6 protein-coding genes and 1 pseudogene (1 of these 7 running past the window's edge) are annotated in these 9,176 nt (G+C 72.2%); 1 reads left to right on the top strand and 6 read right to left on the bottom strand.

Features of this window, described 5'->3' with window-relative positions:
- From I5E_RS27420 to I5E_RS17725, 4 genes and pseudogenes are all read right to left on the bottom strand, one after another.
- Positions 1-1,290: pseudogene (locus tag I5E_RS27420) on the bottom strand (OpgC family protein) (its annotated part extends 6 nt beyond the left edge of the window); the annotation flags it as partial.
- A 1,277-nt stretch (positions 1,291-2,567) separates the two neighbouring features.
- Positions 2,568-2,981: an ATP-binding protein gene (locus I5E_RS17735; RefSeq protein WP_022908166.1), complete on the bottom strand. Its 414-nt coding sequence runs from the start codon at positions 2,979-2,981 to the stop codon at positions 2,568-2,570.
- Positions 2,978-4,999, bottom strand: coding sequence for a glycosyltransferase (locus I5E_RS17730; protein WP_022908165.1), 2,022 nt, complete (start codon positions 4,997-4,999; stop codon positions 2,978-2,980). Before I5E_RS17730 ends, I5E_RS17735 begins: the two co-directional genes overlap by 4 nt.
- A 258-nt stretch (positions 5,000-5,257) precedes the next feature.
- Positions 5,258-5,977 carry a TetR/AcrR family transcriptional regulator gene (locus I5E_RS17725; RefSeq protein ID WP_022908164.1) on the bottom strand — a complete coding sequence of 240 codons (720 nt, stop codon included), beginning with the start codon at positions 5,975-5,977 and terminating at the stop codon, positions 5,258-5,260.
- 125 nt (positions 5,978-6,102) lie between these two features.
- Here I5E_RS17725 and I5E_RS17720 point away from each other — a divergent pair, with 125 nt between their 5' ends.
- A complete protein-coding gene (locus I5E_RS17720) occupies positions 6,103-7,029 on the top strand; it encodes an NAD-dependent epimerase/dehydratase family protein (protein ID WP_022908163.1) in 927 nt (308 codons plus the stop codon).
- A 78-nt stretch (positions 7,030-7,107) separates the two neighbouring features.
- Here I5E_RS17720 and I5E_RS17715 read toward each other — a convergent pair whose 3' ends face one another.
- A complete protein-coding gene (locus I5E_RS17715; protein ID WP_083858030.1) occupies positions 7,108-8,424 on the bottom strand; it encodes a fibronectin type III domain-containing protein in 1,317 nt (438 codons plus the stop codon).
- Between the two features lie 194 nt (positions 8,425-8,618).
- A partial coding sequence (locus I5E_RS17710) for a DbpA RNA binding domain-containing protein (RefSeq protein WP_031263093.1) occupies positions 8,619-9,176 on the bottom strand: 558 nt, incomplete at its 5' end.

Below are 9,176 nucleotides of genomic sequence, written 5' to 3'. Positions count from 1 at the left end.
CNCNCCTCCNNNCCNCCNNCCCNNAATGACCGAGAACAGGAACCGTTTCCGGACCATGTACCAGGCCAACAGGATGAGCAGAGTGTGGGTCGCGAAACCGATCCACGCGTTGCCCCAGTCGATGCCCGGGATGGACGCGATCGCCAGCGCGAAGAACACCTGCCACACGAAGACGTAGAGGCTCGCCTGGCCGATCGGGATCCACAGCCAGCCGATCGCCGTCGAGATCGGCTTCCAGAACACGGTGAGGATCGCGTAGGAGACGATCGCGAAGAAGGCGATGTCCACCAGGCGTCCCCACTGCAGGTCGACGCGCTGGTAGGCGGTGTTGTACAGCTGGTCGTACATCGACGCCGGGAACGGCGCGGGCGTGAACCCGAAGTGGTTGCCCGCCCACACGTACACGAGGAACAGGGCGTAGCCGCCGATGCCCACGCCGATGAGTACCTTGCCGAGTCGTCCGGTGAGGGCGGCGATGATCTGGCGACGGTAGTACCCGAGCACGAGGCCGTGGGTGAACACCACCTGCCAGGTGAGCAGCGGGAACACCGCCTCGAACTGGGAGTTCAGCGGCCGGAACTCGGGGTTGAGCGCCTGGAACAGGTAGAGCGCCCAGCTGACGACGAGCAGCGCCCACCAGAAGCCGCGACGGATCACCCACATGAACGCCGGGATGAAGAGGCTCAGCACGACGAAGAGTCCCATGATGTTGAACGGCCACGGGCCCATCTCGAGCAGCAGGAACTGCCGGATCGCGTACCAGGGCGGCGGGTAGGCCAGCAGCTGCATCGCGTTCGGGTAGAGGTCGTACACGCGCCCCTCGGCCCCGACGCCCCCGGTGCCGGTCCCCCGGTCGGTGAACGTGGTGATCGCGTCGGTGTTGAGGAAGGGCACGAAGCTCAGCGCGAAGACGACGAGGATCACCGCGAGCGTGACGAGGTACTGCTTCCGCGCCCGCTTCCAGGCCCCGATCGCGGCCGCCCACTCGCCGAACTTCTTGATGGCGAAGGGGTACGTCATGCCGAGCACCATGCCGGACAGGAACACGAACATCTCGGCGCCCGTGATCGCACCGACGGCGTGCAGCGTGATGTACGAGTACGGACCGCCGATCTCGATGTGGGTGATCACCACGGCGAGGATGATGAAGCCGCGGAACAGGTCGAGCCGGAGGTCACGCCCGGGCTTGCCGTCGTCCGGGTACCGCCAGCTCGGCAGCAGGCGGCCGAACAGCCCGCTCAGCAGGAAGACCACCGCCAGGCCGACCGCGCACCAGACGATCCACGCCATCTGGTCGCCGCCGGTGTCGTACTGCTGGTCGGTCGCCGCGGCCCCGGCCTCGAGCGTGACCCGTTCGGTGACCGGTCCGAAGACGAAGTCGCCCGCGCGTTCGAGGTCCGTCCGGAAGGAACCCGCGATGCCGGGGACCGCGGTGTCGCGCCAGTCGGCGACCCGGTTGCCGGCCTCGGGCTCACGGCGGTTCGTCTCGAGGAACGTCACCCCGCGGATCAGGGGGCGGTCCTGCACGGCGGCGATCACCTGTCGCCACCAGCCCTGCTTCACCGGGAGTTCGTCGTCGCCACGGAGCGAGTGGTCGTACAGCGCCCCGGTGTCGAGCAGCATCGGCCGGTCGTCCGCCACGGCGAAGCGGTCGTAGAAGCTCCCCCGCTGTCGCTGCTCGTAGCCCCAGGTCTCGTCGAAGCGAGCGGAGACCTCGCCGGCATCGGGGACGTCGTTCCGGGTGAGCGGGACGTCCCGGCCGGCGGCCTCGGTCGCCTTGCCCTTGCCGAAGTACAGCATCGACAGCCCGACCCAGTCGACGGCGGAGTCCCCCGGCCAGTACGGCGCGTAGGGGTCGTCGGCGGCGGTGAGCCGCCCGTCGCCGTTCGTGTCGAGCTTCGAGACGTCCGTCGCCGAGAGGTCCTGCAGGCGTCCCGCGGACTCGCCGAAGGGGTACCCGGCGCCGTACGACGGGGACCACACCATCAGGGCGTCCGAGCTGCCGGCGTGCACCGCCGTCGCGAGCGCGCGGAAGGCCTGCACGAACTGGGTCGGCTGCTGCCCCCACCGCACCCACGTGCCGTTCATCTGCGGTGCGAACCGGACGAGGACCTGGGTGTCGTACTGCCGGTGGACGTCCTCGAGCAGGGTGTTCGCGGCTCGGGCGTCGGCGGCGGTCAGGGACCCGAGCGACCGGTCGGGCTCGAAGCTCACGACGAGGACCGCGCCCTGCGTCGCCGCCGCTCGGGTCGCGCGGAGGAACTCCTTGCGGGCGCTGCGGTCGAGCGGGTACGGGATCTCGACGCCGTACATCGACGGTGTCGCGCCGAGGCGTCCGGCGTAGCCGTCGGGGGCGTCGTCACCCCAGTCGATGTCCGGCCCGAACCAGGTCGTCCCGGAGCTCGGTCCCACCGCGGCGGCGTTCGTCGCCGACGCCGCGGCAGCGGTGGTGGTCGCCGACGTCGCTGCGGCGGTCGTCGCCTGCACCGCGGACGCCGGCAGCGCACCGCCCAGCGCGAACGTCGCGAGGACGACCAGGAACGCGAGGAGCCGGGCGGCGGGTCGTCTCACCGCGTGCACGCCAGGGTCCACACGTTGTGCCCGCCCTCGTGCCGGTGCTCGAGCCGGTCGAGTGCGGCGATCGCGAGGGCGAGGCCGCGGCCGCTCTCCTCGTCGACGTCCGCCATCGTCACCGCGGCGAGGTCGATGTCGACGGGCAGCCCGTTGTCGGTGAGGACGGCCACGAGTTCGCGGTCGGTCACGTCGAGTTCCACGGTGTAGCGCCTGCCTGCTTCCTGGTCGGCACGACGGGTGTGCTCGACGATGTTCGCCGCGATCTCGGCGACGGCGGTCTCGAGACCGAACCGGAGTCGGAGGTCGTCGATGCCCAGGGCGTCCCACCACGCACCGAAACGGTCCTGCACCTCGTCGAGCGACTCGGGGACCGCGGGGACGTCGAACTCGATGCGTTCCGGGCTCACAGGGGTCCTCCGACCGTGCTCGACCCGTGGCCGGACCGTGCCGTCCCGGGGCCCCGGTACAGCACCGCACGGATGACGATGCTGAAGATGAACAGGTCGAACACGACCCACGCGGTGTTCACGAGGGGTGCGATGCCGGACGCCTGACCGGTCAGGTACCGGATGCCGATCAGCACGAGCGCCGCCACGAGGGCTCCCATCGCGACGAGCTGCGGCTTGACGAGGTCCCACCGCGGCCGCTGCTCGGACTCGTCACGGACCTTCGGGGTGACCCGGAAGCCCAACGGCTTGCCGCGGAACACGTTCTCGAAGGCGCTCGTCACCGACTCGATCCACACCGGGAACAGCGCCAGCGAGTACTGCTGTCCGCGCCACGTCGGTCTGCCGGCCGCCACCACCCAGAACAGCAGCTGGTTCAGCACCAGGAACGGGATGAGCCGGGCGAAGAAGTCCACGCTGTACGCCTGGACCGGCACGACGCCGAACGACAGGCAGAGCACCGGCGCGGCGATGTAGACGATCGCGGCGAAGCCGGACAGGTAGCTCCACATCGTCGAGAAGTACATGAGCCGCTGCCCCCACGAGAGCCCCTTCTGCACGAGGGGGTTCTCGCGGAAGAAGACCTGCATGGTGCCCTGCGCCCAACGGAGCCGCTGCACGAGCATGGTCGGCAGGTCTTCGGGGGCGAGGCCCGTCGCGAGGATCTCGTCGTGGTACGCCGACTTCCAGCCGAGGCCGTGCAGACGCATCGCGGTCGCCATGTCCTCGGTCACCGAGATCGTCGCCAGGGGCATGATCGGCTGCGCCTCGTCGTCGCGGTTGACGTCGAGCGCGCGGGTGAGCACGGCGATGGACTCGATCGCGGCGACCGGCGAGGCGTCGCGACGACCGAGGACGTCGAGCGCCGCATCGTCGAGGCCGGCGAAGGTGTTCGCGTCGGTCGACATCGCCGCGAGCTCCTGCAGGTCGTTGCGGACGGACTCGAGGTCGGAGGCCGCGAACCGGTAGGAGATGGCGTCGATCCCGCGCTGGAAGTCGTAGGTCACGTCGCCGAGGGGCTCGCCGCGCTCCACCTGGTCGCGAGCCCGGTCGATCACGGCCTCGGCCTCGTCGAGGGCGCCGAGCACCCGCTCGTCGGTCTCGGTCTCCCGCGCACGGGCGAGGAGCTTCCGCGAGGTCTTGATCGTCCGCGCGACCGACGCCTCGACCTCGCGCACGTAGCGGGTGACCCCGAGCTGCATGAGCGCTTCGCGGCGGAGGATCGCGTTCGAACCGCAGAAGAACGCGGCGTTCCAGCCGTCCTTCGACTGCTGGATCGGGCCGTAGAACAACGGCGCCTGGCTGCCGAGCAGATCGGCGTCGGGGACGTTCTCGAACCACTGCGGCGTCTGCACGAGCGCCATCTCGGTGTCCTTGAAGTACCCGAGCGTGCGGTCGAGGATCGCCGGGTCCGGCACCTGGTCGGCGTCGAGGATGAGCAGGAACTCGCCCTGGGTCGCGAGCAGTGCGTTGTTGAGGTTGCCGGCCTTGGCGTGCCGGGGCCGATCGACCCAGTCGGCCCCACGGGTGATGATCCCGATGCCGAGCGACTCGGCGGCCGCACGCATCTCCGGACGGTTGCCGTCGTCGAGGATCCACGTGGCGTGCGGGTGGCGGATGGCCTTCGCGGCGCGCGCGGTGCGGAGCACGAGGTCGACCGGCTCGTCGTAGGTGGTGATGAACACGTCGACGGTGACGTGGTCCCCCGGCGAGGTCGGTGGCTCGCCGCGTTCACGGAGCCGCCAGGCCCCGAACGCGAAGAGGAGCGAATCGATCACGCTGTACGTCTCGGCGAGGATCAGCGGCACGGCGATCCACCACGAGTGCCAGTTCACCGACGCGGCCCACCGCCACACGACGTAGTTCACGCCGGCGATCGAGGCGAGCAGTGCGACGGTCCGCACCGTGACGAGTCGACGCCGGGACGTGCCGGTGGTGAGGCGGCGGCGGTCCTGCCGGCTGACGTCGAGCGCGGTCACCGGGTGCCCCCGACGGCGTCGCCGAACGTGCTGCGTCGCAAGCGTGCCTCCCTGATCCGTCGGCCCCGGCCGCGGCGCGCGCCCGAGGGTGGTGGTCCGTCCGGGGTGACTCCAGGTGTGCCGTCCCGGGCGAGGGCTGCGCCGTCGGGTACGGCCGGGGCCCACGACCTGTCTACCGCAGGGAGCACCCTCCTGCCAGACCGGCGCCCCGGTCTGGGGACAGCCCGCATCCGTCCACCGGCGTGGGACGGACAGCACTCAGTCGAACGCGGCGACGATCCCGAGCCCCTCGGCCAGCCGGGCGACGACCTCGTCGAAGAAGGCCGCGCCGTCGGAGACCGACCCGACGTAGTGCCCGAACAGCTCGAACGACACCGTGCCGAACACCGTCGTCCAGGCCATGAGCGTGCGGGCGAGGACCTCTTCCGGTAGCCCCGTTCCGAAGGCCCGGAGCGACTCCACCCCGTCGGCGACGGCGGGCGTGAGCCGGCCCGGGCCCGACCGGGGCGCGTCCGGCGCCCGGTACCCGGGGTCGGCCACGGCATCGGCGACCACCCGCACGATCGTGAGCGTCGTCCGCGACGCCGGCTCGACGGTCGATCGCGGCGCGGCGTACCCGGGCACCGGCGAGCCGAACAGGAGCGCGAAGTCCCCCGGGTGGGCGATCGACCAGGTGCGGATCGCTCGGCAGACCGCGACCCACCGTGCCCCCGGGGCCGGACCCGCTGCCGCGTCGGCCGCCTCGACCGCGGCCCCGAGCTCGTCGTAGTCGGCGATGAGCAGCGCCGTCAGCAGGTCGTCGCGGCTCGGGAAGTACCGGTAGACGGCCGACGACACCATGCCGACGTCACGGGCCACGGCCCGCAGGCTCAGCTGCGATGGACCTTCGTCGGTGAGCCGCACCCGGGCGGCGGCGAGGATGCTCGCGTGCACCGCCTCGCGAGCGCGGGCTCGGGCGGTCGGGGCCGTGTCGGTCATCCCTCCACCATGCCACGCGAGAGCACTGCACACAAACGAGAGCACTGCTCTTGCAATTCGACGACCGGGCGTGCATCCTGGACACAGAGAGCGGTGCTCTCGCTCACGAACGAAAGCAGGAAGTCATGTCACACCAGCACGTCGTCGTCGGCGCCGGTCCCGTGGGCCGTCACGTCGCCGCACTCCTCGCCGAGCAGGGCGAGCGGGTCGCCGTCGTCACCCGGTCCGGCCGGGACACGGGTGTCCACGGCGTCGAACACGTCGCACTCGACGCGTCCGACGCCGACGCGCTCACCCGCGTCACCGACGGGGCCGCCGTCCTCTACAACTGCGCGAACCCCGGCGACTACACGCAGTGGGAACGGACCTGGCCGCCGCTCGCGACCGCACTGCTCACCACCGCCGAACGGACCGGCGCCGTGTACGCGATCACCGGCAACCTCTACCCGTACGGTCCGGTGGACGGCCCGATGCGCGAGAGCCTGCCGGACGCCGCGACCGACCACAAGGGCATCCTGCGGGCACGCCTCTGGGCCGATGCGCGCGCCGCGCACGAGGCCGGACGGGTCCGCGCCGTCGAGGTCCGCGCGTCGGACTACGTCGGCCCCGGCATCGGCCAGAACGGGCACGTCACCCGCGTGCTCCCGGCCGCGCTCGAGGGCCGGTCCGTGTCCATGGTCGGACGCACCGACCTGCCGCACACCTTCACCGACGTGCTCGACGTCGCACGGATGCTCGTCGCCGCCGGTGCGGACGAGGGCACCCACGGGCGCACCTGGATGGTGCCGAGCAACGCGCCCCGGACGCAGGTGCAGGCGCTCACCGAGGTCTTGGCCGCGGCCGGGAAGCCCCCGGTGCGGGTCGGTCGGATGCCCGTCGGCGTGTTCCGCGCGATGGGCCTGGTGTCGCCGATGATGCGCGAGATCGCCGAGATGGGCTACCAGTGGACCGCGCCGTACGTGGTCGACGACTCGGCGAGCCGCGCCCGGTTCGGGATCGAGCCGACCCCGTGGGACGAGGTGTGCCGACGGACCGTGACGGGTGTGGTGTGACCGCTACGCACGGCAGGACGCCAGGCGCGGCACCCGCTGGCACCGCGCCTGGCGTCCGGCGTCCGGTCGGGTCCGACCTCAGATCACCAGCAACCGCGTGAACGCTCCGGCGGACAGCCGCTGGGCGACGCCGCCGGCGGCGTCGAGCCGCCAGAGGCCCGGTGTCGCACCGGCACGCACGTCGATGAACAGGTCGCCGGCCTCGTCGGCGGCGCCGATCCACAGCCCGCGCCCCTGGGCCTTCACGCCGCTCGTGACCCGCTCGGCCACGGAGCCGTCGGCGTTACGGGACACGACGCTCGTGATCGTCTTGTCCGCCGAGCAGCCGGTCGGGCTGGAGTCCGCCGGGGCGGCGCACCACTCCGCAGACTTGGCGATGAGCAGCGAACGGGTGGTCGTCGCCGCGTAGTCGAATGCGAGCCGGTCGTCGGCGGCGGTGAGCGTCGACGAGCCGGCGGCCAGGAGCACCCACCCGCTGGCGCCGGAGGCACCCGTCGCGGTGTAGTTCAGGTAGAGGTTGCCGTGGCCGTCGGCGAGGACGCCGGCGAACACGCGGTACCCCGTCTCCGGGAAGCTCCGCGTGGTGCGCGCACCCGAGGGTGACACGGAGACGACGGTGCTGTCCGCGCCCGCCCGGCCGAACGTCACCGCGGAGACCGTGCCGTCGCGTCCGACCGCCCACCCGGTCCCGGCCGAGGGGATGATCGCCCTCGGCGCGGCACCCGTCACCGGCAGCTTGGTGATCGCGCCCGTCGACGAGTCGACCCAGTACAGGTTCCCGGCGACGTCCGAGCGCAGGTCGGCGCCGAGGTGCAGCCCCGTCGCCACCGTCCGGGGAGCAGCGCCGCCCGCCGGGTACATCACGATGGACGTGCGGTCTCCCGAGGGCACGAAGACGTCGCCGACGTCGTCCGCCGTGAAGCCCGCGCCGTTCGGCGCGATCGTGGTCGGTGCGCCGGTCCCGCTGACCGGGAAGCGCACGACGGAGCCGGTGCCGTCGAGGGCGTACAGCGACTGCACGGTCCGGACCGACCCGGGCGCGGTGTAGCGCACCGAGACGGCCTTGCCCGCGCCGCGGGTCCCGACCGCACGGACCGAGAACGTGTAGGTCGTGCTCGCGGTCAGGTCGCCGAACCGGTCGGAGCGGGCGGTCGCCGGGAGTCGGTCGACGCCGCCGTCCGGCTGCTGCTCGGCGGGCGACACCGTGACGCGCCAGCCGGTGACCTTCGCACCGGACCCCGGCCGTCCCCAGGTGACGGTCGCGCTGTCGGCGGCACCGGTGACGCGGACGGAGGTGGGCGCACCCGGCACCGACGAGGGTGCGGCCGTCGCCGGCGCTGCTCCCCCGATGACGAGCGCCACCGCTGCGGCGGCGGTGACTACGGCTCTGAACACGTGCGTTCCCCTCGGTCGTCCCGTGGTCCTGCGCCACGGCTAGGGGTATCAGACCACCGCTCGGGCGCCGCGGACCCGTCGGCACGGGGATCGTGCGGGCAGCGCACGCCCTCGTGCGTCATCCCGCAAGGCAGCACCCGGACGGCGGGGCGTTCCGTGATCCGCCGCGCGGGCAGCCCGCGCCCGGTCGTGCCTCAGTGACGCGGCTTGCGCTCCGGACGGTCGTCGCGGTCGTACCGACGCGGGCCGCGGTCGTCGCGGTCCCGACCACCGGCACGCGGCCCACGGTCGTCGCGGTCGAACCGACGCGCACCACCGGCACCGCCACCGCGGCGGTCGGGCTTGATCTCGATGAGCTTGCCGCTGATGCGGGTGTCCGTCAGCCGGTCGAGCACCCCGGCGTCCATGTCGGTGGGCAGCTCGACGATCGAGAAGTCCGGACGGATCTGGATCGCCCCGAAGTCGTCGCGGCGCAGGCCGCCCTCGTTCGCCAGGGCCCCGACGATCTGGCGCGGCTCGACGCGGTGCCGACGCCCGACCTCGATGCGGTAGGCGGTCATCGGCTGCGAGCGGCGCGGGCCACGGTCGGACCGCTCGCCCCGGGCGCCGCGGTCGTCGTCGCGGTCGCGGCGGTCGCTGCCCCGGCCGTCGCGGTCGACGCGGTTCCGCAGCTCGTCGGCCTTCGGGTCGAGCAGCAGCGGGTCCTCGCCCTGCGCCACGACGGCCAGCGCGGCGGCGACTCGTCCGCCGGC

It is taken from the genome of Curtobacterium sp. B18 (assembly GCF_000333375.1).
Taxonomy (GTDB): Bacteria; Actinomycetota; Actinomycetes; order Actinomycetales; family Microbacteriaceae; genus Curtobacterium.
Note: the sequence above shows the minus strand (reverse complement) of the source record. Positions and strands in the feature narration are given on the sequence as shown.